This window comes from Salegentibacter sp. UBA1130, assembly GCF_002311535.1.
GTDB classification, from domain to species: Bacteria; Bacteroidota; Bacteroidia; order Flavobacteriales; family Flavobacteriaceae; genus Salegentibacter; species Salegentibacter agarivorans.
The window spans coordinates 189,794-213,723 of sequence record NZ_DCAP01000020.1 but is presented as its reverse complement, the minus strand read 5'-3'; the positions used below and the strand labels follow the sequence as shown (position 1 = coordinate 213,723).

Genomic DNA, 23,930 nt, shown 5'->3' with positions numbered 1-23,930 from the left:
ACGCTATTGCAGCCACGTTAAACGTGGAAGTTCTTTTAAACACGCGAAAATAGCTCAGTTGGTAGAGCGCCACCTTGCCAAGGTGGAGGTCGCGGGTTCGAATCCCGTTTTTCGCTCATACATAAAATTACCACGCTCGGGTGGTGGAATTGGTAGACACGTTGGACTTAAAATCCAATGGACAATGTGTCCGTACGGGTTCAAGTCCCGTCCCGAGTACTTAAAGCCTTGTTAATCATTTGATTTTCAAGGCTTTTTTGTGTTTATAGGGCTGTTTTTCGCCTTATTTTCGCCCTTTTTCTGAATTTAGTGTAAAACCGGATATAAACGAGGTTTATATTTGAGAAGCTATGGCTTCTTGTTTTACCTCAGCGTGTGTTAACTTCAATACAATCTCCTTAAATATTCTTTTTGACAATGGGCCGGCCGCTTCTCTCTCTGATAAGGGATTTAATGAGTCAGCTTCCAGGTGTTTATCGTAGATGTTGAAAATTTCATCTTCTAAACTACTATTCTCTTGAACCAAGAGCAGATCAACCACTAAACCCAAACCGTTATATTGTCCGATGGGCTCGTTTTTGCACCAAGTTCCAGACGGCTCAAAAGCCCCTTTCATTATTTGGAGTCCGTTATGCATTCTTTCAAAAATTATAGTATCAACTATTATTTTCTGTGCTAATTGTTCTTTATTAATTTTCATGATTTAAGATTTAAGGGGTTAATATTATTTGTTATTACGGTGATTCTCTAAAAACTGTTTTGCATCATTGTAGATTAATGTTGCCAGGTCTTTCGGTTTAGATATTGCAGACCCTTTTACATCTTTCGTACGGGTGGAATAAACCCCATAAAGCCTAACGTCTGTTCCGTCTTTAAATTCTTCAGGCTTAAGGAGAAGGTACATTGCGTTACAGAATCCAGTGTGATTAGACAACCATTCCTCTCCATCATTCTGACCCAGGGAAAGGAGGTCATTAAGACTTTCCTCAATGCGATCCGCAATAATGGCATCTGAGATTATTGCAATAATCGCTTCATCGAATAATTTACTGTCAATTTGCATAGGTTTAATGTTTATTATTAATGTAACTCTTTAATTATTATGACAGCAATTTAAGTAATAGTTATATATAAACCAAGTAATGGTTTAATTATTTTAATAAATATTAATCTATTACTTTAATTTTATATCTTTGTTTAATAAATATAAATCAATGGAACTACTTAGAATTAAAGAGCTTTTGAAACAAAAAGGTATCACGGGAAAGGAATTTGCCGAACAGTTAGGTATAAGCCCTGTAGCAATGTCCAATATAGCAAGCGGCAATTCTTTTCCGCGGCCTGAGCTACTATTAAAAATTGCTGAAAATTTTGATGTAGACTTAAAAGAGTTGTTCGTTTCAACCAAGGTCAATCAGGTAAATGAAGCTGTATATCGGTTGAAGGATGGAAAATACATTGAAATAGGTTCCTTGGATTTAAGCAGATAATTAATTATTAACTAATAAATCATACTATGACAAAAGAAGAAGTTGAAACGATTGTAATGCAAACCTTGAATAAAAAAGGCTTAAGTATATCCAAGTTAACATCCTTTAAACCAAAGATGAAAACTACTGAAGTGGTTAAGTATTTAGAGTGTGACAGGAAATGGCTTTACAATAATCGAGACGTATTTAACGGCCGAAGAAAAAATAGCCGAGGGGATTATGAATTTGATACTGAAAAAGTAGTAAATTATAAAATTAAGAAAGCGCTCATTTAAAAAGCTTTTTTAGTTCGTTGATTTGTTTTTGCCTCCTGGTTTGCTTTTCTACCTTAGAATTTTTGCTTTCCAATACAGCTACTACTTCCCTGGCTTCTTCCAGAGAAAGTTGTTGAATGGCTAATTGAAAAACAGTATTCATGGGTTAAGCTTTTATTTTCCTAAAATACAAAATGCCCTTTATTTCGTCCGCCCGTATAGGCTGTAAAAAACCCAACTTTATTTTCGGGGAAAAATCCCCTTGTATTTTCCACTTATACATCTTCCCTTTTTTGTGCTTATATTGCCTAACTATCCAATTAAAACTTTATGATGAAAATTTTACTATTCCTACTAATTCCCTTTATTTCATTTGGCCAACTCAAGCATACAGAGGAGGGGATTTTATATTACGAAGAAGTTGTTAGTGTAGAGAAAGATGTATCTGCAATTCACGATGCAATTGAGGAATTTTTAGCAACCTATGCAGGGGATTCCAATTATGCTATTAAAATCAATAAGGAAGATCAAATTCTTTCCAAAGGAAATATTCCGATAGTTGGCCCAAATCATTTAAATATCGTTTTGAATACTGAATTTAAAGAGGGGAGGTACAGGATTTTAATAGACGAGATCTTATTGAACAATAAAGCTCCTTTTACAGACAAAAAAAATGTAAACACTCAAGTAGCTTTAGATCAAATGGAAGAGATGTATATAAAGCAAGGAAAGCTTTCGGAGTTCCAGGAGCTTAAAGAAAGTGGAGAAGTAGAGAAACAAGTTGCTGGCTTTGTGGAAATGAATAAATTCTTCTATCCTAAGGGTGAGGATAAATTATTAGCTTTCGTCGATTCCTTAAAAGAATATGTGAAAAATTATAGTAAAAATTCCGACTGGTAATTATGAAAAATCTATTGATAAGCATTTTTGTTTTATTTCTCTTTTCATGCAGCACAGAAGATGAGGATATTTCCACTGAAGAAATACCTGAAACGTACTCTGTAAAGTATGAGATTATAGGTCAGGGGAAAGTAGATATGGTAACTTATAAAACTAATGAAGGCAACGCTGAGGTTGAGAGAGATCCTGGAGCCGAACTGGTCGACCTTGGTGTTACGTTACCTTTTGTCAAAGAAATAGTTTATCATACGGAAGAAGCAGGGGAGAACGGTTCTACCGGGTGCGATGAAATTAGCTTTTCTGCTTATGCGAGAAAGAGTATCGGTACAATTGAGTCGATGAATGTTTATATTGATGGAGAATTAATGTCTTCAGAGAGCGAAGGATATTACTGTATACCTGACGAACATTGTACCCCCTGGGCTCGTGTTTCTTTTGGTTATTTGCAGAAAGGTGCGGATCCGGATATCTATCAATGTCCTAATTAGAAATTAAATATGAATAAACTTCTACTTTTATTACTGGCGGTGTTTTTTACCGCTTCTTCTTATTCTCAAAAAATGTATATATGGTGTCCGGAGGAAATGGAGCCGGTTGAACAAACTGGTAGATTAAACGGAACTAAAGTTTACCTCAACATTGAAGATGTCCGTTTGCTATCCAAAAAGAGAAAGGAAAAATGTTCTTCTGAGGAACTTGTAGAATCTTTAGAGCAGCTAATTGCTATCTCTTATCCTAATGCTGAATACACTCAAAGTAAAGAGAATAGTGAAATAACTATCCAGATACAAATAACAGCTTATTATTCAGAATTCCATACTGCTGCCTGGAAAGGCAAAACCGAAATGAACGTGGTATTTACGGATAACCGTAATGGAGAGGATATCAATACACAATTTGAAATATCAAAATCTAAGGCTAACGCTAATTTTGGAGGAATGAAAACAGCTAAAAATAACTTGAGAAAATCTTACAATAAGGCCGTTATAGAGTTGCTTGCAAATCTCAATAAGCTTACACTAAGACAAACCATTAAAAATTAAATATTATGGGTTTATTTGGCAATAAAGATCATTATTATGAAAGGGTAGAATTAGCTAAAAAAATGGCTCATAATGCTAATGACGCTAATGTAGAGATCAGAGATTTAATGGAATCATTTAATGCATCTGAAAGGAGGTTTGATAATCTCGCAGAAGATATGATGGAATTCTCTCAAAAAATTCTTCATAAACTAAATGAAGAAGAAATGGAAGAGTTGACTAAACTCACTGAAAAGGTGGTTGAAATCAATAAAATACACAATTCCACAATTAGAAAAGTGATAGAGATCTCAGATAATCAAAATGAACGGGCAAAGGATGCTATTGAACATTACAGCCGGATAAAGGGGTAACTTATTTTAGGTCAAAGCTATAGTTTATGTCGAAAGGTTATTGTAAAATGTTTTAGTTTATATTTACGGAATTCCGTAAGGTTTTTTTAAATTTATCGACTAAAACCTCGGATCTTTAATTTACAAATTGTTAATAGGTTAGTTTTTATAAACATTTTTATTTAATTTGTATCCAATAAACTTTCAAAATATGAAAATTCATCGGGCTAAATATACTACCCACATTGATGCTAGGACTAGGGTCTTTAGTAATTTCGATTCATTTTTAGATTTCTTTTCAAGAAATAGAAATAATATGGAGAGATTAAAAGTGCACCCTCCCAAGTTAGGTTCTGATGGTTTTGGATCAATAGAGGTTAAATTAAAGTCTTTTAACAATGTCCCAAGGAAAGCAGAATTCGAGAAAAAGTACTAGTAATAATTCTCCGGTTAATGTCAATGAAACCGAGCTAATTAGGGAATTTTTAAGTAACCAGTCCAAAGAACTTTCTAACCAAAAAGAAGAAATTGAGCTTCGAAAATTAAATGAAAAAAATGCCTATTCGTATGGATGTAAGGCTTTAGAAGTTCAACAACAAGACCGAAAGGAATCTAGAGAGCAAGCTACTTCTTTTATGAAATATGGGTTTGCACTCACAATTGTTGTTCTCTTATTACTATCAGCCTTCGTTGGAGGTTGTATTTATACGGGAAATATAGGTTTAATTGTAAGTGTTATGAAGGTGTTAGCCTATGTTGTGCCTTCAACTTTGGGGGGTTATTTCATTGGTATAAATAGAGGCAGGAAGAAGGGTAGAAATGAGTCTAGTGATTCAGTACCTTATGCGGAAGTAGAAGAAGAGTAACTTATTAATTAAAGTATGTCTAGTAAAGAAGATTTTAAAATAGGACAATCAGTAATATTGAATAGCGGTGGACCAGCAATGACTATTGTTGAAGTGTATGAAGATTTTTGTAAATGTGGGTGGTTCGATGTGAACTCTCACTTTCAGATATCAGAATTTAATAAATCCATAATTACGGGCTATAATTAAATTTACTAAACCAAATCTAATTATTGGGAGTATTATTCCCATCTCGCATCATTTTGCGTTCTTCACTGTAAAATTTTTTCTTTTAGATCTGCTAGGCGTTTTAGCTTTTCATCTTCCGTCATAACCGGATTTCTTTGAATGTTATCTTCGAGGTAGAAACCAGTATGTTTAAGGATCATATCCATAGCCTTTTCTTTGGATACAAACCATAGTTTCACATTTGTTTCTGTAACGAGCCGGTCCTTATCGTGTAGCTCCGGGTGTTAGTTTCAAATCTGGCGATTAATCTTCTTACTTCCGGCGTAAGCTTTTTTAAATCTTCTGGTGATAATAAAAGCGTTTGGGTAATATCGGAGTATGCCCAATTTTCTAACTCCTTTAAAAGCACCTCGTGTGAAGTTCTTAGGGCTTCTTGTGCATTCTCCTGCTTCTCTTTTTTATAATTTTCAACGTTAGGAATTGTTAGGATTCTGCTAAACTCTACCTTGGCTGTTTCGTCAGAAGATCTAGGATAAATTCTCTGATAAGCTTTGGCTCCATTGAAGCCATTTGTAAACCATTCGTCTATAACAAGCTTATATTTTTGGAAAGTTTTGTCTGTCATCACTTATTGCTTTTTACCTCATCTTGGATAATGTTAACCTCTTCCGTTATCGGGGATTTGAAAAACTGTAATTTTCCCACCTTGTTGATTATTATCTCTTTCGTATCCGCCCAAATACTTTAAAAGCATATCTATTGCTCCTTTTCTGCCTGCTAAGCGAGCTTTGCGGATGTTTCCGACTACTCGACCGTCTACATTCATTTCATCAGTGTCAAGTCCCTCTATAGCCATTCTATGTGCTTTAGGAATTTGATCTAATGGTTTTAGATTTCCATTCGAATCGTATATTTCAGCAATATCAAATCTTGCTAAGTTTGCAAGAATACCTACGCATTCGTCTACGCTTATTTTGTTGCGTTCTACTGCCTTTTCTCGTTCTTCCTGTATCTTTTGCTGAATGTTAGCATTTGCAAGCAATCTAGCCCCCTCTGTTCTCGCTCCACTTTCTGAATATCCTGCACGGATTGCAGCCTGTGTTGCATTTAGATCAACCAGGTATTCGCTTATAAATTTTTCCTGCTTAGGAGTTAGTTGAGGCATAGTTTATTTAAATTTCGAATGATCTGTACAATTACTCATTTGAAGGTTTAGCCTTCCTATGAAGTTTCTGAAGGGTTTTCAATTCTTCTACCGAGAGTTTGCTTAAATCGGGTTCTTTAGAACTGATCTTATCACCTCCGGTGGTGTGGTCGATATTCTGACTATCTCGCCAGTTTTTTGGCCTTCTGTTTTTAAGCCAAAATTGTTGGTTTCTGAAGTCGGCCGGAATAGTCTTTTCAACGTCTACGAGTTCGATTCTTTCGGTTTCAATTCGCTTACCTTCATCATTCCAGGAAACCTCTTTTACTTTGAATGCTTGTTGCTCGGTAACAATTCTATCCTGAGTGCCTTTGTAAAGCGATTGGGCTACTTCTAAGTCGCTTATTTCCTTTCCCTGCGTTATGGACTGAAAAAAACTTGGATGTTGTTTCTTCCAGTTGTTTATAGTTCTCTCATCAACATCAAAAAGTTTCCCTAGCTGCGCATCAGTGGCTCCCAATAAACAGTACTTATACGCAAGGTCATTCATAGACTCGTCATACTTTGAAGGTCGCCCTTCTCCTTCTGCATATTTATTATTCCTTTCGGCCGCCATTGTTATTTAGAATGTTTCTAAACAAATATAACGATTCTATGTTAATACCCCAATCCTAAAAATTTGATTAAATGCCTCAACGAATGAAAAAGGAGACTTACATTGGCCTAGGTAGTATATTTAATTCATTTCCGGTAAAACAATCAGGAATGATTAATTAGAAGTTTTTATCAATTATAGTTCTACAAATACGTTCTAAAGCTGCAATTTTTTCTCCTAATTCTTTTTTAATTGGATCTTCTTTTGAGCTAGAATATAAAATTTTCCTAATCTCCTTTAACCTTTCTCTTTTATATTCTGGATCATAATCAAATTCACCTGCGCTTAACCAAATAAATTCATCTGTCGCAGAGAATACTTTGTTAACAATAGTGATAAAGTCTAAAATATGCTTTCCATGATCTTTTCCGTATACCGCCATAAAACGGAACCTTAATGACCTTAGTTTATCATATGCTTCCTTGTTTTTATTAAATCGAGTACGAATTATAAAAGCTTGGTCTAGGGCCCTGGAAATTTCGGGTGTCTCATTCTCCTGGCGCACGCGATCACTAACCTCTTCCTTAGTACTGATTCCTAACCGCATATAATCAACATTTTGCTCAAACTCATAAATTGATGCTAATATTTCCTCTGCTAATTCATATTTCCTTTTCCATTTCTCCTCCAAACGCCATCTAATGATACCCCAAACAGCAACCAAAGAGGCTATTATTACGACTATACTCTCAATTATTTCCATTTATTCAGATTCTATGGGTGAAATATACTCTAAGAGTTATTGATATGCTCAGGCTTTAACCTATTTTCAATATACCTTAGAAATTATACTATTAAATAAATAATATAAAATATAGTTTTTATTTTTTATTTTAAAAAAGTCAGAAATAGAGAATATAGAATATAATTTTTTAACTTGTAGGAAATCAAAACTTTAAAGTTATGGCCAAGGAGGAATTTGATCCATCTTACTTTATGAATGTAGAGATGATTGAGGAGCTTAAAAAGCTAGGGGATGATCCCGATATAGAAGACTTTACAAATGGTGTCTTCAATTGTTTTAAAACGCCAATACTGTTACGAGTTATGGCGGACGTAATGGAAGAGGATAATAAACTTGTCGTTGATATTCTGGCAAAAGAGATCAATTATAGAATGATTCAAGTAATGCATGAGAAGAACACCACTAAGGAAGAGTAATTGCACTGATATTTTTTCAGCGGAGTATGTTCAAAATGATCTCGCAGAATTCACTTTTGATTATCGCTTTTCGGGAAGCCGTAGAGGTGAAGTAATAGATATGTTTGTCTTTACCTGGATAATCGATGCAGATGAAAATATTTTCGTGAGGTATTGCAGTTATATGGGGAATTCCGACGGGTGGAAAGAAGCTATTAAAAACCAGATTAAAGACCTAATGGCGGTTATTAATATTGGTGCTGGATTTATTACTAGTTCATTGCGGTTTTTCGAAGTGGATAATGAGTACCATCGGAAACCTGAAGCTTTTGAAAAAGAGTTCCTTGAATTGAAAGGAAAAATTCTATAATTGATTTCTACTCAAAGTAAAGCCTGAATCTAATTAAATCTCAATCCTCTGAGCTCATTTCTAATTATGTTAAAATAGATGAGTTTTCAACCCATTTATAGCTCCTACATAGTAGGCAAAGAAGTATTTTTCGGGTCAATTTCATGAAATTGTCAGTACAAATACACAACTTGCAGGAGAAAATGCGGAAATTAACGTTTGATTATTCTCCGGATTAGCAAGAAGTTTAACAATTAAAGAAAATCTTAAAAAATAATTATCTCTATTTAAACATAAACATAAACATCTTCATCTGGGTTATTGTACTTATTTTCATTAGATTCCTGAGATAAATCTATTATATTTTCAAGAGAGAGTAGAGACTGATGTATTTTTAATGTTTTCATTGCAAGATCTCTCTCTACTTTAATAGTCGATTCCTCCTCAAATGCATCTATGCTTTCAAAATATTCCTGGGCTATAATTTGTACTGCAGTTATTGAGTGAGTACAAGGGTATTAATACCTTCCGAGAGATATTCTGCTCTTACCATTAAGTTTGTTAATTCTTGTAGAACCGTTTCTTTATCGGAGAGGTTTTTAAAATAAAAGAAACTATGTATCAACTGATTTAATTCATCTTTTTTTTGTCTTTTGTTTTCATTATTGTCTGGATTTTATGTTTTTAGGCTTTCTTATTTTTTAAGTTACTATTTATATCTGGTTCGTTCAGGGGGCAATTGACTAAGATGTCTAAAGAAATGGTTTGAAATTTTTTTATTAATATTACTAGTAGGTTGTGTAAGGGTTGTTTGATTGTTAGGTAACAAAATAGTAGCGGGATTTCCCAACTCAGACTTCTTTTATTTAAATTTAGTTATATTGTCATTAACATAAGAAAATGTATTTTTAGTTTATATTTGAACCGTAAATAAGGTCTAACCCGTCAAGAACTCATCCTTGGTCTCGTTTCTTGTATGGTTTCAGACTGTTTAGAGAAAGAATATTATGAAAAGCCTATTTCCAAATTTTATCGAGGGTATGATGTATTTATTTGGAGCATTGACTTCAACGCAACTTTCCATTTTCTCAAAAGAACCCTTAATTAATTCAGACTTTACTGATCAGTTTAGTAATCAAGAGGACAAGGAGCTTTTGGATCAAACCGTCATGAAACTTAAAAGTTCAGGAGAACGAAAAAAAGAAATAAAGCTTAGCAACAATGAAAGGGTAACAATTATTGTTGATTAATGGAGTTTGAAATTGCTCTAAACACTATAGTTTATCTAATGTTATTTTTATTTCCGGGCATCTTGTTCCGGAAATTTTATTATACGGCGGCACATTCTAAACAATTTGATCAAGGGAATCTCTTTGAAAGATTCTTGTGGACAATGTTTTCAAGTGTTTTCATGCTCATTTTAGTAATAATAGTTTTCTTCTTTGTTAGAACGGTTTTAAAACTTCCCTTATTAGAATCTTTGTCGTACGTTAATATCAAAAATGTTTTTGAATCCCTTGGCAATAATCAATTCCCTAGTGTAGAGGATATTGAAAAGACATATTTTGATTTTTTTATTTTTATTTCAGCACTTTACATCTTCTCTATAATAGCAGGTTTCATTATATACTTTTTAAATTCCAGAATTCTAAAAATTTTTAAATACAATAATTACTGGGAAAGTATTATAAAAGGGTCTTATAGGAATAAGAAATTTGATCCGGATAAAGTTTACGGATATACGTCTGCAGACATCTTGGTTGAAACAAATGAAAAACCTAAACTTTATTCAGGTAAAGTTGTAGATTATTTTCTTTCGTCTCAGAACAATAAATTAGAAACAATTATTCTGAAAGATGTTACCAGATGGAAAAGCATTTATGATGACAAAGGGATTTTAACAAAAACAGAAGCCCGCAAAGTTCCAGGAGATAATTTTTGTATAGATACAACGAAGTCAATCAATTTAAACCTAACATATGTCTCTTTAGAAAAAAACAAAAATAATACTCGAAGAAGGCTGGCTCTTTTACTAGATATTGTAATTTGGATACTCTTATTAGGTCAGTTTGTTATCTTATACCTTGACATAGATTGGGTGGTATTAGCTAGTATTCCGCGTAGGATAACATTTTTTATTTTAAATATTTTTAACCTTCTGACTATCTACGCATATGCAAGAGATTTTGTTTTAAATAAGAAAGTTAATTGGCACGATCTACCTATTATTTTTATTTTTCTAGTTCCATATTTGTGGCTATTCGGATACGTAGAATGGTGGGTAGCATTTATAATCGAATTTCCGGTTTTAGGTTTAGTAGGATCTCTAATACAAAAATTAAAAAATATATCTGAGAAACAGAAAAAGTAGTTTAAAGGAGGACTTTCAAGATCCTCTATGCCGTTACAAAATCTTCGTTTGAATTAGCTTTTAATTTAATTGAGAGGATGGTTAGGCGGATAAAGATTACTGCTTTTTTTCTCCGCATTAGTTTTAGCTTGTTTCAGAGCAGCCATTATTTCAGCGTGCTTATGAACTAATTTCATGTGCTTCTGAAGAACTTCCATAAGAACATTATTAAATTCTCTTTGTAATGGAGATAACTCCTCTTCCTTCATCAATCGTTTTAAATATGTTGGTACCTTCTCAATATTCTCATTTAGGTCTGCGCTCATAACTGCGTGATCCATTATGGAATTATCGAGGTGGTTGAGGTCTTTTACGAGGCTGTTATAAGCGTTTTCTATTTTTTTTTGATCCATAAATAAGGTTTTTAAATTATTGTGTCTTTATTGAGTGTATTAGCCGGATTAAATTACATGTTGTCGGCTAGTCGTTTGTTTCTTAATTCCAGTACAAGTTCAGAATTATTATTGTTGTTTATCATTTTGACGTTGGAAAATCCTTTTTTAATTGCGGATTCCATTTTACTGCTGTTATCCATTATTATTTTCTGAAAATCTCTATCTGGAATAGCTGTATTATTGAGGGCAAACTTATATTCTAAATCCTGCATTACAGATGCTTTACGCACCTCATCGTAATTTACAATATCAGCTATATCTCCGAAAAAACTTTCATAATTTTTATGCACCTTATCGCCTTTATCCATATTAATTAACTGGTTTCTTTTAGTTGGTAGCGATAGAGATCCGTCCTTATGTTCTATTACTTCCCGGTAGTTATTTCCAGGGGCATCATTCACAATAGCTGGACCTTCATAAGTTCCTAGTAAATGGCCGTCCTTGAATCGGGGAATAGGTTGGGCGGCAACAAAAGCGGCTTGAGCGGCACCTAAACCAGCGGCCAATGCAATTGCTAAAGGATTAGGTATTGCTTTAGATATGGCTACTGCGGTATTAATAGCGATTTGAAACAAAGCCGCTCTTTTCTCTTCCTCAGCCTGCTTTCTTTTTAACTCCTTTTCCTTTTTCCTGAATTCTTCCCGAGCCTCCTCTTTCTGCTGTTCGGTAGCATATTCATTGTTAAGAACCCTATCCATATTTTCACGGGCGATGGCAATTTCATCATCATACCTTTGCCTGGTCATATTTAGGATTGTAGTTGCAGCGGAAGCTGCGGCATCTACATAATCTTCTTGAGTTAATTCTGTTTTTTTAGTTATGAGGTTTTCAAATGCGGAAAAGTCTATTCCGTAAAATTCAGCGAACTGGCTAAAAGTATCAGCGACTAATTGCCGCCTTGTATCCTCTTGTTCTCTGAGTATATCGGTTTTCGCCTTTTCGGTTTTCTCGTATTGATAAATTTCAAGCTCTGAAGTATCCTCCGGGGTTTCCATTTCAGGAGTTCCGATCTTCTGGATATCATTTACTGGTCCACCAATAGAGCCAACACTAAAAGTTTTACCCTGAATTTCTTCTAACTTACGTGCCAGATGAGCAATTGCCTTATTGTATTCCTGCACTTCTTCTTTGGTAGTCGCGTATTTATCTCGTTGCTCTTCTAATGCCGAAATAGAAGCTTCAATAGCTTTTATCGACCCGGCATTGTATTTTTCTGAATCATCCGGTTCTGGATCTTCTTCAGCAGGATCTGCATTTACGGAGTTGGCGATTTCCTTTAATGCTTTTTCAGCACTTATTTTTGAGATGGTATTTTCAAAACCTTCTTTAAACGCAGACCCGATATTTTTTGCTGCTTCTCCGCCTAATTGGTTCTTCAGATCACCTAATATGGTCTTGGCACTTTCTGCCATTTTACCAGGATTCAGTAAGTCTATTTCGATATCCCCGAATCTTGAGATAGTTTCAAATAACTGTATAAACTCATCCTTAAACTGTTTAATCATATTGGTAAACCCTCCCCAAGACGCACTTAATATTGTTACATTCCTGTTGAGGTGCTCTAAAACGGTTGCAGCTGTACCGGCTAAGAATGCAAAAAACTTTCCGAATATTCCCTGTCCGTTTTCAATAGATAATACTAAGTTATCCCAGGCAATACCCACACGGTTTAATTGATTATCTAATTTTTGGCTTGCGGCTGAAAACTCCTCATCTAATGCACCTGATGCTGTGGTAACATCTTTAATTGCTTTCTCAAGCGTGTTAAAGCCCCCGGTCGCTAAAGAAGCTAAAACTCTTTGATCTCTTATAGCTACTATTCCAATATTTTCCAGTTGCTCATTAACACTTCCCCCAGCTTTATCTATTTTGCTTAGTCCTATTATAAAATCAGTAAAAACACCTGCGGAATTTTCTTTAAAATTTACACCTATTTCTTCTGCGCTTTGACCTGTTAGAGTAAGTATCGTTTCTAAGTTCTTACCGGTTCTTATCGCTTTCTCGAATTGCCCTAAAGACCTACCTATTGTAGATCCGGTTATCTCGGCTTCTATTCCTACGGCTTTAGTGGCGGTTGCGTATGCCAGTACATCACGTCTACCGAATTTGTACTGTCCTGTATTCTGAGCAATAGCGGTGGCATTACTTAAAATTTCACTTTCTGTTGCAGCAAAGTTATTACCCAGTTCTACTATTTCATCACCAAAATCCTGAATGTTTTGAACTCCGCCATCTGTTAGAGTAAGTAAACGGGCTATTTGAGCGGCTCCTTCTTCCCCTGAAATATTTGAAGCGGTTTCAAGTTTAGCAAGTCCTTCAGCAAAAGCAAGTATATTTTCGCGGCCTTTTACTCCTAACTGTCCAGCTACCGTTGCATATTCTAACAGGGCAGGGGTTCCAACTGTTTGAAGGTTACGGGAGAGTTTGATAATATCATTCCCCAGGCCTTCTAATTCCGCGCCCATTAATCCGGTGGTTTTGCCTACGTTTCGTAATTCAGAATCAAAACCTATAACTGTATCTTTATTTCTCTGGATAAGCATAAATAACGAACCTAAAGCCGTTATAGCTAATCCTACGGGAGATAATAAAAAAGTCAAGGTAGCTTTCCCGAAGTTTATTATTCCAGTAGTAAGGGCTTTAAATGGGTTTTTATTTTTAGAGATTTCGTCTAAGTTGGTCCCCATTCCTTCCAAACCCATATTAATGCGGTCAAAAGCAGGGTGTAAATTTCCTAAAGCAGATTGGTAATTACCTACATTTCGCTGATGTTGGCCTACCGAGGCATCAATGTCTTTTAAACGATTATCTAAATTCCGAACCTCAGCGGCCGCTTTCTTTGCTTGCGTTGAATCTTCTCCAAATTCTGCGGCTAAATCTTTAGCTCTTCGTCTAGCTTGATTTAGTTCGGTTGATAATTTTTTATAGGCCCCGGTCAGAGTAGAGTTTAAAATAGCATTTTCTTTGAACTCTTTATTTAAAATGCTCGTTTCTAATCGGGTTTGATGCAATTGTTTATTTGTACCTGATTGAGCCGAATAGAACTTAGCCTGCGCACTTGCCAGGGCCTTATTTATACGCTCGCTTTCTTTTTGATGCGCATTTAATTGCTTCGTGAGTTCGGTAGATTTTTTAAGGCTTCTTTCAAATTGATCTGGCACTTCCAGGTTCAGTTTCTGTTTGGATAGATCCTGAGAAGATTTATAAAGATTAATGAAAGCTTTATTAGTGCTGCTCAATCGATCTTCTAATTCCTGTAATTCCCGGTAGGCTTGTTTGTCTACTATGGTGTTAATACTATCGCTCATAGGTTGGTTATATTTAGATTAATGATTTGGTCTTTTCCTTTTTCAATAGAGGTAATAAGAGAATCAAGTTGCTTGTTGAGTTGTTCAACAATAGAAACCGGGTCAACACCTTTTAAAGTAAATCCATCATTTTTTAAAAGGTATAGAATCGTTTGCAGGTCTTTTTTGGATAAATAGGAGTGGGTGAACAAATTAAGCGCACAAACCGCTCTATTATACTTGTCTGTAAGCCCAGAAATCTCTAATTGTATTAAACCAGTTAAATAATTTTGAATATTATTCGATTCGCTTTGATGTTTGCTAAGCTGATCTTGATATTCCGCAATTTTCTTAATTTGATCGTCAAGCTCTTTAAAGCTTTTAGCATTAATTTTGGGACCATCGGCATCTTTTACCAGATTAAGAATTCGTCTATGATTGCCCCTTAATTTTTTACGGCTTTCCTCAATTTGGTTTTTAAGTTGAGGTGTTTTGTTCTTTTTCATACTTCGCGTTTTTGATGTCAGGTTTTGTAAGGTTTGATGTTGATTCCCGTATCCACGTAATGATTCCAACAAAGTCTTTACAGGTTTGCGCTCAGGAATTTAAAATGAAATTTGTCTTTTATTTTTGCTGAAAAGAACCAGGCTCTTTCTTTTAATCCTTCTTCGTTTATGAATTCTACTAAGCCGTAGTAATTATTCAGCCATTCCCCGTTAATTTGGCTTTGACCTTGTATCTGGTCCATTATTAACTGGTCGAATGCTAATTCCGCTTCTATCCATTCCGTTTTAAAAATTGGATTGCTTAGCTCTATTGGATCTACTGTAGGTTGATTTTCTTTTACTTCAGGCTTGCCAGGGAATTTTGTTTCTAATTGTGCATTCCCCTGGGTACTGGCATAATGAATCTTTCCTAACTTAATCGCGGCTGTACTCCAATATGCGTGCCTGCGCAAACTATTGGCAGGGCTTAATCTAAGGTTGAATGCAGTTTCGGGGCTGTAAATTCCCGTGGGTTTAACCTCAAAATCATCCTGCCACTTTCTAAGGTGGTAAATGTTTTTATCTTCTAATTTGGCATCGAGTAAAAAATTAGAATTATCGTATGGACTATCTCGTTCAGAATAATCTGATCCTTGCAATCTCCGTGCATCTTCAACGGCATAGGAATCTCCCCGGCTAGGGCTTAATTTTTCATACTTTCCTTCCGTAATAGTAATCTCATTTATCCAGTCTGATTGAATGTTAGGTTCATCTAATCCTAAAGGTTTTTCGTAGTCGCCACCCTCGGTAAAACCGTGTTTGTAAGAAGTAAAAATCAGCTCAGTGGCATCTTTTCTTTTAATGCTTGAGAGTTGCGGGAGTTTTATAGTAACATAAGGCTGAAAGAAATAACGTTTATCTTCCAAAACAATTTCTTGTGTGGCTCCACGGTTTACAATTCCATACCCGGCCGGTGAAATCCCTTCAATGGTTTTAAAATAATCTTCCCAACTAATTGTAAGGGGCCATTGTACGGTTTCGCCTGTTTCTTCATCTACTTTATCGATATTACGAATCCAACCACCGGCTGCAAGTCCTAAATCTCGCCAATCATTATCAAGGAAATGGCTTTTAAACTTTGGTTTTCCTGAATAGATTTCAGTAAGTCTTTCGCCTACTTCTTTTAATCTTATAAAATCGGTTGTAGTAGTTCTAAAGAATGAATCTTCAGCCCAGGTAATATTCGCACTGAAATCCGAATAAGTAACATCTAACCAACCTGGACTTATTATAACAATCCCACCCCCGTATTGCCCTACAGCGTAGAGTCCAAATGCAAAGCTATCATTCTTATTAACTTCAATTTCTGTTTTATCTATAGATAGATTAAATTCTTGTCCCACTTCTGGTATACCTCCTAAATCAATAGAAATTAAATCCGCTATTAGATTAAGGTTTTCACCATTGTCGTCCGAGGTGTATTTTCTTAGGACTACTTTTAAATTATACTTGTTTACACGATTGCCATCACCTGAATCTACTTTAAATTTAAGGTTGTTCACCTGGAAAGTTGTTCGACCTCTATCGCGATCACTCCTTGCTCTAAACATATTAGCAGGATTCAACTCCCATCTTCTTTCAAGTTCATAAGTAGGAGAGGGGGATCTATTTAGTTCAGGGTCAGCGTTTGTTCTCGGCTGAATTGGAAAAGGGTGAAAACTTTCTCTATCTTCATCTACTGACGCCCATTCACCTGAGTAATGTTCAAATTTACTTTTTGCAGCTTCCCAATTACTAACCAAGTCAATATCCCGCCCCTCAATAACAGCTTTGTTTTTAATCAGGTCGCTGATCGGATTCCCTTTGATATCAGTTTTTCGATTCAACTCGTGCTTTTCACGGATTTGACTATTTAGAAGTTCACGTAATCCGCCCTCCACAAAATCACAAATAAACCGTTTGTTTTCAATTCTACGACTCGAAAAGTTTAGCTTACCGGTATAGGCAAGCTGCCATTCGTTGGTGATGGGGTGGGCAATAAATTTAGTTAAAACAACATCGGCTTGATATTTATAAATAGCGTATTCTCGATCTAAAAATTCTTTAGCTTCACCGTAGAATTCTAAGTTATTGGAAATTGTAAGGAAAACCCCATAAGTATTTTCGCTACGTCTTATCTCTGTTTGAGAATCTTTCCACCCCATAGGATCAATAGAAAGCTCTAAGCTTCCGGTTTGACCTTTGAGTTTGTATTTATGCTGATTATAAAACATTGTTATTTCTTTTCTTCAGTTAGTTTTTGATCAGGTAAATCAATCTGAGCCCAATAAGGAGGCTTGTAATTTTTAATCTTATATTTTTTCCCAACTAGAATATTTGGATTCTTTGGATGAGGTTTAAATCTGTCCACGGTTATTGGCATTTCAGTTAGTATTTTTCTTTTTTTATACAGTTCTCAAATTCATCAAAATGAAATTTTACTACAGTCTTGGATTCAATAAACTTTATGCACACAATCCAGTAATGCTTGAGTGATCCTGAAACCCATACCGGGGCCTTACTTGCATCTTTTTCAATACCTATTACCCTAAATTTCTTCTTATTGGGGCTAGTTTGGGTAATCATTGGGTTAAGACTGAGCCTTTTATTTTCTATTTTCATTAGAATGGAATTTCATCGTCCTCATCACCCTCTACATTCCATAAACTTTCCGAGGCTTGTTGAGGTGTATTAGGATCAGGTTTGTCAATTAGGCATTCGGTAGAAAAAGGGATTCCTTTTGCGTAGTATCTTCCACTTGGTTTGTGGTAGTTAAATGATATGCTCTCTCCAATTTTACCCTGGAAACCATATTTGGTTTTCATGTTTATGAATTCAGTACCCTCTGTAGTGCCTTTATCTGGATCTCCAAAGTATCTGTAGATTGTGAATCCATCGTGGGTTTGGTTTCTGAAATCCGCACTTCCTGCAACATCATAAAGCGTGGGGCAGGCGTACACACCGGATTCGTTCTTTTGCATCTTTGTTGGGTGAGCAATTAGAAAGATGATAACATTATTACGCTGTGCAAAGCTGGTGAGCTCCGTAAGGCATTCGTTTATCAAATCCAGTTTATTCCCTCTCCTGTCGAATAGAACCTTATTAAACGCATCTATAACGAAAACATCAATTCCAAAGGAATACATTTGCTCCTTGAATTTATTTAAAAGCCATCCCCAGGTAGGCGATTCATTCCCTTCAGGACCAGTAAGGTAAATTCTTTCATTTGCCCAATCTCGATATTTTTCAATTTCAGCTTTTGTTACTTTTTCTACTCCATAAGTGTTTTCAAAGAATGGTTTACCGGTAAATTTCTGGATGAAGCTTGTTTGATGTAGTTCCATCGGGCTATGTTCCGGACTAAAGAAGCTGGCCTTCAGGTTATAATCATTCACTATATTCAATACATACCAATCCACGAAGTTTGATTTACCGTGAGAAGGTATTCCGGTACCAGTCACTAAATGACCGCGCATGGTTGAGAATATTTCTTTTAAATCTCCAAAATATTCTCTTTTTGGAGAGATTGTTTCAGGAAGACCGTTATCGTATAAATCAAGAATTGATGGATATAAATCATCTACTCTAAAGGTTCCGCTAACAGCATAACGCTTAGGGCTACTAATTGACTTTTCCAAGACATCTCTGCCTTCCATTAGGTCATCATTTGCGTCTTTGTTTTTAAATTCAATTCTAAGGCATCGCCATCTACCTAATCGTTGAGCGATCTTCTCACTGAGTTCCTGTCCCTTTTTATCGCAGTCTGTTGCTATATAGAACTTCTGGATATTCTTAATGTACTTTTCAGAATTTTTCCAGACATCATCATTGTCATTTGCGCCATTGGGAACGCTGACGGCATTTTTAATTCCGATCTCCCATAATGCTAGTTTGTCCATTTCACCTTCAACGATGTACACCTCATCAGCATCTATAATATCATTGATACCATAGAAAATATTTTTAGTTCCTGCAGACTGAGTAAATTTTTTGTCTCCTGATCTATATTTTTTGTTGACTATAGTTTCTCCTTCGAAGTAGTTGAAAACTATATTGTTAACTTTTTTATTAAGCTGAGGTTGATAGTAGTTTTCCTCGGTAATTCTACAGTCTATAAGCGTCGATTGTGAGATATTTCGAGATTCTTTAAACCACTTTACCACCTTATCAGAAAGAGTGGTGTAGTTTTTCCAGGTCTGTACGGGTAATTTATATTCTACAGGCGATTCTGTTTCTTCTGATTCCCGAAATGATACCTCATCACAATAATGACATTTAGCCCTCCCTGTATTTAAATTAACGCTTAAAGACTTATCCCTTTTGTTGGTACGTCTATCGATACAAGCCGGACATTTTACTTTTATTTGCCCGCTAGATCTTCCTTTAGTATCTATGTCTTCCCAGTTAATCATATTACAGTAATATTCTCTGTTGGTTTCTTACTGGCATTTTTTCGATCACTGAAATCTCTTTTAACCCAATTTCTTACTGCTGCTTTCCAATTTTTCATTTTGGATTTTCCGCCAACTTTCCATCCATTTGACTGAAAGTGATTTGTGAATTTTTCGGATTCGGTTTGCGCTGCCTTCTCATCAAGGTTTATTTCCCTCATATAGGCAAAAACTTCTTTTAAAATGGGAGGGGTGAATTTTCTTTTTCCCTCTTCAGTTTTATCTTCTTCTTCCTCTTCTACTTCATCTTCTACTTTCGAAACCATTCCGTAATGGTTTAAAAGGCTTTCGAAGGCTTCCGAAGGGTTAGATTTGGAGAGGTTAGAACCTTTGATCTTCATATCATTAGGCAGGTTGTTATGAACATCAATGGCAGCCTTCTTCATATTAGGATTGTATTTTTGATGTTTCATATAATTAACCAGGACCACGTGGTTATTTTTATATTTAACCTTACCAACCTTTTCAAAGGCTTCCAAAGCATTGGAAATAGTATCTTCTTTTATGCCGGTTTCAAATGATATTTTACGAGTTGATACCTCGTAAATACCAAGCATATTGGTTTTCTCATTTGTGATTAGGTAGATAAAGAGAAGTTTTTCTTCCGGGGTTAATATTTCAATCCAGGGATCGGACCAGAAGCTTGTATTGAGCGATCTTAACTTACTCATATTCCTGATGGGTTTAAGTAAGTGATTTACTGCTCTAAGAGGATAAGGCTATCTTCAATCTCTGATCGTTTAAAAAGAACCCGGCCTATTAGACTGTATTTTTTTAATTTTCCTTCTTTAGTATAGCGGTTGAGAGTGGGCAGGCTTATTTTTAATAAACTACATACCTCATCACGAGTAAGGTACTCTTCAGGTTTTTTTTGTTGGAATTCTTTCTTCAGTTCCTCAAGAAGCGAGGGAACCAATCCGCGAGTTATTCTTTTCTCTAATTGATCTGAAAATTCCTCGGTGTCTTGAATAAGTTGTAAACCCATAACTATTGTTTTAATGTTATGGTACAAATCTGAGTTAGGTTTTTTTTAGGTTTTCCCTAAATAGTTAAAAAGGATAAAATTAAGGTTCAATAAAATCATTTATTCGCTCATTTTCAGTATTCAGCATACGCTATGAGTTGTTTTGATCTTTAGGTTCAAAACCAAAATTAATCAAGGTTTGTTTTACTTTCTTGACCTTTTTTTCGTTTGATAATGGATTGTTTTTCTGTAATACTTGAGGGTTTACCATTGGATTTAGGTAGGATTGAACGGTGGATGTAGGCATATTAGTGAAAGAACTTATTACGGCGGCCATAGCGTGTGTAGAGCCTTGAAAACACTCGAACTTTTGTAGATGATCTATAATACCTAATTCCTTAAGGAATATCATTCTTTCCGTACCAGGATTATTAAAGGTTTCTTCGTTTTGAATTTCCGGGGTCTTAGCCTTATTTAGATTAGACAATTCAACCTCATAGTTAAGCATGCTTTTCTTCATTTTCAACTCGGCTATTACAAAGGATATTTTTCTGATATATGAATCTGTTAACCAGGTATTGGGAGGGCAATGAAGAATGTCCTCTAAGTATTCTATCAAACCTTCAGCAGATTTGATTTGTAGATTTAATAAACGTAATGAATAGATAAAATTTTCTACTGTTTGTAGAGGGGTGGTCTGCTTATTTAAATCTTCTGCTTTATTAATTTTGTCGGAAAGATTTGGATTTAATTCTTCTTTAATCAATGGAAGGTAGTGGAGTAGGGTTTTGGTTAAATGGGTAATTTCGTAATACTCCGAATCCACTAGAATATCTTCATATAAACATTCACTGTCATGGCCTTCCTTCCCCCAATAAAACAAGGGTTTTTGTATTTTATTTAGAATACTAATCGTTAAATCATCCGCGTAAAAAGCTTCTATTTCATCTTCATATTTCTTTTTATCCCGTAGAAATAATTGCACATCAAATAAGAGATTTTTAAATATTGCCATATCAATTCACTTTGTAGCCTATATTAATTAATGCTTGCTTTACTTTTTCTACTTTCTTAATAGATTTTAAGGGATTGTTTTTTTGCCCTACTCCACTATTGATAATAGGATTTAAATATGATTGCAGGGTTCCAACATCTTCGCCCGTTAAGGCGCTTAGCGCTGTGGCTAATGAATTTGTAGAAGACTTAAAAGGTTGTTTAGATAGCAAAAAATCTAAAATTCCCAATTCTTGTAAATAAATTATTTTTTCTCTTCCATTAGCGCTCCTTAAATCTAAAATTTCTTTGCTTTCAATTTGATCTAAAGATTGCTGCAGTTTAATCGAGCTATCTAAGGAATACATTTTCTTAGATAGAAAATGATACTTCAATTTTGCATTTGTAATTTCTTCATGAACTTTCCTATAAAAAAAATTTTCAGGGTATTTTTCTGTTTTTTGAACATGAGCAAAATAACTCATCATAATCCTCAATCTCTTTATTCTATAGGCGTTTAGGTCTTTAATAAAATTAATTTCTAAATCTGAATAGTTAATTGAGGGGTACTCAGTATTATCTAAAACATATTCGTTTGTTGTTGAAAAAGGAGCAGGAGGTATTTCTGCGTGGCTCTCGCAATACTCCACGAAAACAATTTCATAATTACTTATAAATTCTGGATAACTTAAAGCCTTGTATGCCACTAAATTTTTTTCTATTTGCTTTTCTGTAAGTATCATTTAAACGCTTTTAATGGATTGTAGTAATTATTAAAATCCTATTTCTACTCTTTTTAACTCTTAATTGCTGTTTGAAGCATTTCTTATAACCCTCAGGCTATTCTCCCTATTTTCTTCACTTGATTGAACAGAATAAAAATTAGCAATAGCTTGTGCATAGTCCATAGAAGATTTTCCTATGTACTTTAAAAACATTTTCTCGGTTCCGTGCGCGGTTATTTGCATTATCAATGGAGTAGGCAACTTCCCATAAAGGTTTGTTGCAAAAGATCTTCTACACACGTGGGAACTTACAAGTTCATACTTTGGGTAATTTCCGGCCAGTTTTCTTTTTACTCCTTTACCGATATATTTGCCTTTCTCATCTTTTGGCAATTCTTTCCCCTCTTTATCCACCATTACTATTTTGCTGCCAGGGATTATTTCGTCTATACCAGCTTCCTTGCAAATTATTTTTAAATAATTATTGAATTTCTGAATTGAAATGGGATGAGGGAGACCTTCTCGTAATATTTCTTTCGTGGTTTCTAAAACTGGAATAGTAACATCTTTACCGGTCTTTTGCTGTTTTAGTTCGATTAAATCTAATCCTTGACGAGTTACAAAATTTGATTCCTTAAGGGCCAATAAATCGGATCCCCTCTGACCTATGTTACATCCAAGTAATAGCCATTTCTTAGCATTTTCCAAAGCTTCACCCCCCATATCAGTTTTCTTTACGGAATTCAATTCTTCAGGGCTGAGGTATAAAATGTAATCAGTTTTGGATTTACCGCCTTTCACTCTTTTTAACTGGGAACTTACCTTTACTCCATTTATTTCAGCTTCTAAGCATACTGTTTTTAAATCATCTATTTTCTTCTTAGCATAGCTCTCAGCGTAATTGCGTTTCTCCAGCATCCAGGTGACAAATGATTTGCCAAATTTTATATCCACATCCTGAACTTTGAATTTCTTTTTGCCCTGGTATTCTTTCAGTAATTTCAGGAGTGTTTTGTAGGAGTTAATCCGGCTTGCTGAAAGTCCTAGACCACCTTTAGAGTTCTCTCTTGAATTTGCATTATCAATCATATAATGAATAGCATCTATCAAGAGATCGCTTTGCTGATCTTCTTCGGCGTAAACCCCGTTAAATCTATCTACTTGCTCTTGGACCCATTCTGGATTAATTTCATTAAAATTAGTTTCATTATAAGCATCTACAATAAAGTTCCCCAGGTCTCTTAAATTCTTAGAAAGGTTCTTGAGTTGTGGAGATCGTCCATAAGGCATTTTCTTATCGTGGTTCCAATCGATCGGATTAATCACTTTTCCGGTTTTCCTGTAAATACTAATTCCACTATCTCTAAACCTCAAAAATATTGTAGCGGGATTCTTTTTTCCTCTTATCTCGAATTTAACTGAAGCCATATAGTTTGATTAAGAATATTCAAAGATAATTCTTTCGCCCTATTTTCGCCCTAATTTGTTTCCTTTATTTACTTTTATGATATCTAATGATACTTTCAAAACCCTACTTATATGTACTTTAGCCTGTATATTAAGGAGTTTAGGTATTAAGAGAGGTTAAGAGGTGTTTTTATTCAAGTCCCGTCCCGAGTACTTAAAGCCTTGTTAATCATTTGATTTTCAAGGCTTTTTTGTTTTTGAAAATTGTATTTGTACGTTAAATTGTACGCAAAATGTTAAAAAATATCAGATTCACTATTTTAACTTTCTCCTGTAAGATTTTTCCGATATTATTGAATCAATCTAACATAAATTGCTTTACTACTTATAAAAACTCACAAATAACATTAAGTAACCACTAATAACAATAAAT

The 23,930-nt window shown here is 34.9% G+C and carries 31 protein-coding genes and 2 tRNA genes; 15 read left to right on the top strand and 18 right to left on the bottom strand.

All coding sequences use genetic code 11. The annotated features are described in order from the left end of the window. Positions 1–43 precede the first annotated feature (43 nt). A tRNA-Gly gene (locus B4F31_RS06455) sits at positions 44–116 on the top strand. A gap of 18 nt (positions 117–134) precedes the next feature. Continuing rightward, positions 135–219: transfer RNA gene (locus B4F31_RS06450), tRNA-Leu, on the top strand. Positions 220–334: 115 nt separating this feature from the next. On the opposite strand, the gene B4F31_RS06445 is transcribed toward B4F31_RS06450, so the two are convergent. Both B4F31_RS06445 and B4F31_RS06440 read right to left on the bottom strand, forming a co-directional pair. Further along, positions 335–700 (bottom strand): hypothetical protein, encoded by a 366-nt coding sequence (locus tag B4F31_RS06445; protein ID WP_286760935.1) that lies wholly within the window; start codon positions 698–700, stop codon positions 335–337. Positions 701–724: 24 nt separating this feature from the next. Further along, the gene (locus tag B4F31_RS06440) at positions 725–1,063 is read right to left on the bottom strand and encodes a hypothetical protein (RefSeq protein WP_286760934.1); all 339 of its coding nucleotides are present in this window, start codon (positions 1,061–1,063) and stop codon (positions 725–727) included. Positions 1,064–1,214: 151 nt separating this feature from the next. Here B4F31_RS06440 and B4F31_RS06435 point away from each other — a divergent pair, with 151 nt between their 5' ends. Both B4F31_RS06435 and B4F31_RS06430 read left to right on the top strand, forming a co-directional pair. After that, positions 1,215–1,490, top strand: coding sequence for a helix-turn-helix domain-containing protein (locus tag B4F31_RS06435; RefSeq protein WP_286760933.1), 276 nt, complete (start codon positions 1,215–1,217; stop codon positions 1,488–1,490). 26 nt (positions 1,491–1,516) lie between these two features. After that, positions 1,517–1,765: a hypothetical protein gene (locus B4F31_RS06430; protein WP_286760932.1), complete on the top strand. Its 249-nt coding sequence runs from the start codon at positions 1,517–1,519 to the stop codon at positions 1,763–1,765. On the opposite strand, the gene B4F31_RS06425 is transcribed toward B4F31_RS06430, so the two are convergent. After that, positions 1,758–1,907 carry a hypothetical protein gene (locus B4F31_RS06425; RefSeq protein ID WP_286760931.1) on the bottom strand — a complete coding sequence of 50 codons (150 nt, stop codon included), beginning with the start codon at positions 1,905–1,907 and terminating at the stop codon, positions 1,758–1,760. The genes B4F31_RS06430 and B4F31_RS06425 overlap by 8 nt on opposite strands. 167 nt (positions 1,908–2,074) lie before the next feature. On the opposite strand from B4F31_RS06425, the gene B4F31_RS06420 reads away from it, so the two are divergent. The 7 genes from B4F31_RS06420 (at position 2,075) to B4F31_RS18135 (ending at position 5,074) form a co-directional block, all read left to right on the top strand. Next, the gene (locus B4F31_RS06420; RefSeq protein WP_286760930.1) at positions 2,075–2,644 is read left to right on the top strand and encodes a hypothetical protein; all 570 of its coding nucleotides are present in this window, start codon (positions 2,075–2,077) and stop codon (positions 2,642–2,644) included. Between the two features lie 2 nt (positions 2,645–2,646). After that, positions 2,647–3,132, top strand: coding sequence for a hypothetical protein (locus B4F31_RS06415; protein WP_286760929.1), 486 nt, complete (start codon positions 2,647–2,649; stop codon positions 3,130–3,132). A gap of 9 nt (positions 3,133–3,141) precedes the next feature. Further along, the gene (locus B4F31_RS06410; RefSeq protein ID WP_286760928.1) at positions 3,142–3,687 is read left to right on the top strand and encodes a hypothetical protein; all 546 of its coding nucleotides are present in this window, start codon (positions 3,142–3,144) and stop codon (positions 3,685–3,687) included. A 5-nt stretch (positions 3,688–3,692) separates the two neighbouring features. Beyond that, positions 3,693–4,040 (top strand): hypothetical protein, encoded by a 348-nt coding sequence (locus B4F31_RS06405; protein WP_286760927.1) that lies wholly within the window; start codon positions 3,693–3,695, stop codon positions 4,038–4,040. A gap of 190 nt (positions 4,041–4,230) precedes the next feature. Beyond that, positions 4,231–4,455 (top strand): hypothetical protein, encoded by a 225-nt coding sequence (locus B4F31_RS06400; protein ID WP_286760926.1) that lies wholly within the window; start codon positions 4,231–4,233, stop codon positions 4,453–4,455. Continuing rightward, a complete protein-coding gene (locus tag B4F31_RS06395) occupies positions 4,418–4,885 on the top strand; it encodes a hypothetical protein (protein WP_286760925.1) in 468 nt (155 codons plus the stop codon). Before B4F31_RS06400 ends, B4F31_RS06395 begins: the two co-directional genes overlap by 38 nt. A gap of 15 nt (positions 4,886–4,900) precedes the next feature. Next, positions 4,901–5,074, top strand: a complete 174-nt coding sequence (locus B4F31_RS18135; RefSeq protein ID WP_414706125.1) for a DUF2158 domain-containing protein — start codon at positions 4,901–4,903, stop codon at positions 5,072–5,074. A gap of 214 nt (positions 5,075–5,288) precedes the next feature. Here B4F31_RS18135 and B4F31_RS06390 read toward each other — a convergent pair whose 3' ends face one another. The 4 genes from B4F31_RS06390 to B4F31_RS06375 form a co-directional block, all read right to left on the bottom strand. Then, the gene (locus B4F31_RS06390) at positions 5,289–5,678 is read right to left on the bottom strand and encodes a terminase small subunit (protein ID WP_286761031.1); all 390 of its coding nucleotides are present in this window, start codon (positions 5,676–5,678) and stop codon (positions 5,289–5,291) included. A gap of 33 nt (positions 5,679–5,711) precedes the next feature. Beyond that, entirely contained in the window at positions 5,712–6,218 is a 507-nt protein-coding gene (locus B4F31_RS06385; RefSeq protein ID WP_286760924.1) for a terminase small subunit, read from the bottom strand. A gap of 31 nt (positions 6,219–6,249) precedes the next feature. After that, the gene (locus B4F31_RS06380; RefSeq protein ID WP_286760923.1) at positions 6,250–6,813 is read right to left on the bottom strand and encodes a terminase; all 564 of its coding nucleotides are present in this window, start codon (positions 6,811–6,813) and stop codon (positions 6,250–6,252) included. 157 nt (positions 6,814–6,970) lie between these two features. Then, the gene (locus B4F31_RS06375; RefSeq protein ID WP_286760922.1) at positions 6,971–7,555 is read right to left on the bottom strand and encodes a hypothetical protein; all 585 of its coding nucleotides are present in this window, start codon (positions 7,553–7,555) and stop codon (positions 6,971–6,973) included. 200 nt (positions 7,556–7,755) lie between these two features. Here B4F31_RS06375 and B4F31_RS06370 point away from each other — a divergent pair, with 200 nt between their 5' ends. From B4F31_RS06370 to B4F31_RS06355, 4 genes are all read left to right on the top strand, one after another. After that, positions 7,756–8,013, top strand: coding sequence for a hypothetical protein (locus tag B4F31_RS06370; RefSeq protein WP_286760921.1), 258 nt, complete (start codon positions 7,756–7,758; stop codon positions 8,011–8,013). Continuing rightward, on the top strand, positions 7,985–8,362 hold the full coding sequence (locus tag B4F31_RS06365; RefSeq protein WP_286760920.1) for a hypothetical protein: 378 nt from the start codon (positions 7,985–7,987) through the stop codon (positions 8,360–8,362). Before B4F31_RS06370 ends, B4F31_RS06365 begins: the two co-directional genes overlap by 29 nt. 986 nt (positions 8,363–9,348) lie before the next feature. After that, positions 9,349–9,591, top strand: coding sequence for a hypothetical protein (locus tag B4F31_RS06360; protein ID WP_286760919.1), 243 nt, complete (start codon positions 9,349–9,351; stop codon positions 9,589–9,591). After that, positions 9,591–10,712 carry a hypothetical protein gene (locus B4F31_RS06355; protein WP_286760918.1) on the top strand — a complete coding sequence of 374 codons (1,122 nt, stop codon included), beginning with the start codon at positions 9,591–9,593 and terminating at the stop codon, positions 10,710–10,712. Before B4F31_RS06360 ends, B4F31_RS06355 begins: the two co-directional genes overlap by 1 nt. A 65-nt stretch (positions 10,713–10,777) precedes the next feature. Here B4F31_RS06355 and B4F31_RS06350 read toward each other — a convergent pair whose 3' ends face one another. The 11 genes from B4F31_RS06350 to B4F31_RS06300 all read right to left on the bottom strand — a co-directional run bounded on the left by B4F31_RS06350 (position 10,778) and on the right by B4F31_RS06300 (position 23,518). Continuing rightward, positions 10,778–11,104, bottom strand: a complete 327-nt coding sequence (locus B4F31_RS06350) for a hypothetical protein (RefSeq protein ID WP_286760917.1) — start codon at positions 11,102–11,104, stop codon at positions 10,778–10,780. Between the two features lie 53 nt (positions 11,105–11,157). After that, the gene (locus B4F31_RS06345) at positions 11,158–14,454 is read right to left on the bottom strand and encodes a phage tail tape measure protein (RefSeq protein WP_286760916.1); all 3,297 of its coding nucleotides are present in this window, start codon (positions 14,452–14,454) and stop codon (positions 11,158–11,160) included. Then, positions 14,451–14,939 carry a hypothetical protein gene (locus B4F31_RS06340; RefSeq protein ID WP_286760915.1) on the bottom strand — a complete coding sequence of 163 codons (489 nt, stop codon included), beginning with the start codon at positions 14,937–14,939 and terminating at the stop codon, positions 14,451–14,453. The genes B4F31_RS06345 and B4F31_RS06340 overlap by 4 nt, the downstream gene beginning before the upstream one ends. Before the next feature lie 77 nt (positions 14,940–15,016). Further along, on the bottom strand, positions 15,017–17,191 hold the full coding sequence (locus B4F31_RS06335) for a hypothetical protein (protein ID WP_286760914.1): 2,175 nt from the start codon (positions 17,189–17,191) through the stop codon (positions 15,017–15,019). 154 nt (positions 17,192–17,345) lie between these two features. After that, positions 17,346–17,579, bottom strand: coding sequence for a hypothetical protein (locus tag B4F31_RS06330; protein ID WP_286760913.1), 234 nt, complete (start codon positions 17,577–17,579; stop codon positions 17,346–17,348). Continuing rightward, a complete protein-coding gene (locus tag B4F31_RS06325) occupies positions 17,579–19,369 on the bottom strand; it encodes a toprim domain-containing protein (RefSeq protein WP_286760912.1) in 1,791 nt (596 codons plus the stop codon). The genes B4F31_RS06330 and B4F31_RS06325 overlap by 1 nt, the downstream gene beginning before the upstream one ends. Beyond that, the gene (locus B4F31_RS06320) at positions 19,366–20,079 is read right to left on the bottom strand and encodes a hypothetical protein (protein ID WP_286760911.1); all 714 of its coding nucleotides are present in this window, start codon (positions 20,077–20,079) and stop codon (positions 19,366–19,368) included. The genes B4F31_RS06325 and B4F31_RS06320 overlap by 4 nt, the downstream gene beginning before the upstream one ends. 26 nt (positions 20,080–20,105) lie before the next feature. Next, positions 20,106–20,393 (bottom strand): helix-turn-helix domain-containing protein, encoded by a 288-nt coding sequence (locus tag B4F31_RS06315; RefSeq protein ID WP_286760910.1) that lies wholly within the window; start codon positions 20,391–20,393, stop codon positions 20,106–20,108. A gap of 130 nt (positions 20,394–20,523) precedes the next feature. Beyond that, entirely contained in the window at positions 20,524–21,387 is an 864-nt protein-coding gene (locus B4F31_RS06310; RefSeq protein WP_286760909.1) for a hypothetical protein, read from the bottom strand. A gap of 1 nt (position 21,388) precedes the next feature. Next, complete coding sequence (locus tag B4F31_RS06305; RefSeq protein WP_286760908.1) at positions 21,389–22,108, bottom strand: hypothetical protein; 720 nt, start codon at positions 22,106–22,108, stop codon at positions 21,389–21,391. 60 nt (positions 22,109–22,168) lie between these two features. After that, the gene (locus B4F31_RS06300) at positions 22,169–23,518 is read right to left on the bottom strand and encodes a phage integrase SAM-like domain-containing protein (protein WP_286760907.1); all 1,350 of its coding nucleotides are present in this window, start codon (positions 23,516–23,518) and stop codon (positions 22,169–22,171) included. Positions 23,519–23,930: the final 412 nt, after the last annotated feature.

Excerpts from the sequence above, each read along its gene's own strand:
- B4F31_RS06425 (WP_286760931.1), bottom strand. The coding sequence starts at position 1,907 with ATGAATACTGTTTTTCAATTAGCCATTCAACAACTTTCTCTGGAAGAA.
- B4F31_RS06370 (WP_286760921.1), top strand. The coding sequence starts at position 7,756 with ATGGCCAAGGAGGAATTTGATCCATCTTACTTTATGAATGTAGAGATG.
- B4F31_RS06380 (WP_286760923.1), bottom strand. The coding sequence starts at position 6,813 with ATGGCGGCCGAAAGGAATAATAAATATGCAGAAGGAGAAGGGCGACCT.
- B4F31_RS06315 (WP_286760910.1), bottom strand. The coding sequence starts at position 20,393 with ATGGGTTTACAACTTATTCAAGACACCGAGGAATTTTCAGATCAATTA.
- B4F31_RS06330 (WP_286760913.1), bottom strand. The coding sequence starts at position 17,579 with ATGAAAATAGAAAATAAAAGGCTCAGTCTTAACCCAATGATTACCCAA.
- B4F31_RS06310 (WP_286760909.1), bottom strand. The coding sequence starts at position 21,387 with ATGGCAATATTTAAAAATCTCTTATTTGATGTGCAATTATTTCTACGG.
- B4F31_RS06400 (WP_286760926.1), top strand. The coding sequence starts at position 4,231 with ATGAAAATTCATCGGGCTAAATATACTACCCACATTGATGCTAGGACT.
- B4F31_RS06375 (WP_286760922.1), bottom strand. The coding sequence starts at position 7,555 with ATGGAAATAATTGAGAGTATAGTCGTAATAATAGCCTCTTTGGTTGCT.
- B4F31_RS06355 (WP_286760918.1), top strand. The coding sequence starts at position 9,591 with ATGGAGTTTGAAATTGCTCTAAACACTATAGTTTATCTAATGTTATTT.
- B4F31_RS06335 (WP_286760914.1), bottom strand. The coding sequence starts at position 17,191 with ATGTTTTATAATCAGCATAAATACAAACTCAAAGGTCAAACCGGAAGC.
- B4F31_RS06325 (WP_286760912.1), bottom strand. The coding sequence starts at position 19,369 with ATGATTAACTGGGAAGACATAGATACTAAAGGAAGATCTAGCGGGCAA.
- B4F31_RS06395 (WP_286760925.1), top strand. The coding sequence starts at position 4,418 with ATGTCCCAAGGAAAGCAGAATTCGAGAAAAAGTACTAGTAATAATTCT.
- B4F31_RS06445 (WP_286760935.1), bottom strand. The coding sequence starts at position 700 with ATGAAAATTAATAAAGAACAATTAGCACAGAAAATAATAGTTGATACT.
- B4F31_RS06405 (WP_286760927.1), top strand. The coding sequence starts at position 3,693 with ATGGGTTTATTTGGCAATAAAGATCATTATTATGAAAGGGTAGAATTA.
- B4F31_RS06410 (WP_286760928.1), top strand. The coding sequence starts at position 3,142 with ATGAATAAACTTCTACTTTTATTACTGGCGGTGTTTTTTACCGCTTCT.
- B4F31_RS06360 (WP_286760919.1), top strand. The coding sequence starts at position 9,349 with ATGAAAAGCCTATTTCCAAATTTTATCGAGGGTATGATGTATTTATTT.
- B4F31_RS06300 (WP_286760907.1), bottom strand. The coding sequence starts at position 23,518 with ATGGCTTCAGTTAAATTCGAGATAAGAGGAAAAAAGAATCCCGCTACA.
- B4F31_RS06340 (WP_286760915.1), bottom strand. The coding sequence starts at position 14,939 with ATGAAAAAGAACAAAACACCTCAACTTAAAAACCAAATTGAGGAAAGC.
- B4F31_RS06435 (WP_286760933.1), top strand. The coding sequence starts at position 1,215 with ATGGAACTACTTAGAATTAAAGAGCTTTTGAAACAAAAAGGTATCACG.
- B4F31_RS06420 (WP_286760930.1), top strand. The coding sequence starts at position 2,075 with ATGATGAAAATTTTACTATTCCTACTAATTCCCTTTATTTCATTTGGC.
- B4F31_RS06390 (WP_286761031.1), bottom strand. The coding sequence starts at position 5,678 with ATGACAGACAAAACTTTCCAAAAATATAAGCTTGTTATAGACGAATGG.
- B4F31_RS06350 (WP_286760917.1), bottom strand. The coding sequence starts at position 11,104 with ATGGATCAAAAAAAAATAGAAAACGCTTATAACAGCCTCGTAAAAGAC.
- B4F31_RS06415 (WP_286760929.1), top strand. The coding sequence starts at position 2,647 with ATGAAAAATCTATTGATAAGCATTTTTGTTTTATTTCTCTTTTCATGC.
- B4F31_RS18135 (WP_414706125.1), top strand. The coding sequence starts at position 4,901 with ATGTCTAGTAAAGAAGATTTTAAAATAGGACAATCAGTAATATTGAAT.
- B4F31_RS06320 (WP_286760911.1), bottom strand. The coding sequence starts at position 20,079 with ATGAGTAAGTTAAGATCGCTCAATACAAGCTTCTGGTCCGATCCCTGG.
- B4F31_RS06440 (WP_286760934.1), bottom strand. The coding sequence starts at position 1,063 with ATGCAAATTGACAGTAAATTATTCGATGAAGCGATTATTGCAATAATC.
- B4F31_RS06305 (WP_286760908.1), bottom strand. The coding sequence starts at position 22,108 with ATGATACTTACAGAAAAGCAAATAGAAAAAAATTTAGTGGCATACAAG.
- B4F31_RS06385 (WP_286760924.1), bottom strand. The coding sequence starts at position 6,218 with ATGCCTCAACTAACTCCTAAGCAGGAAAAATTTATAAGCGAATACCTG.
- B4F31_RS06345 (WP_286760916.1), bottom strand. The coding sequence starts at position 14,454 with ATGAGCGATAGTATTAACACCATAGTAGACAAACAAGCCTACCGGGAA.
- B4F31_RS06365 (WP_286760920.1), top strand. The coding sequence starts at position 7,985 with ATGAGAAGAACACCACTAAGGAAGAGTAATTGCACTGATATTTTTTCA.
- B4F31_RS06430 (WP_286760932.1), top strand. The coding sequence starts at position 1,517 with ATGACAAAAGAAGAAGTTGAAACGATTGTAATGCAAACCTTGAATAAA.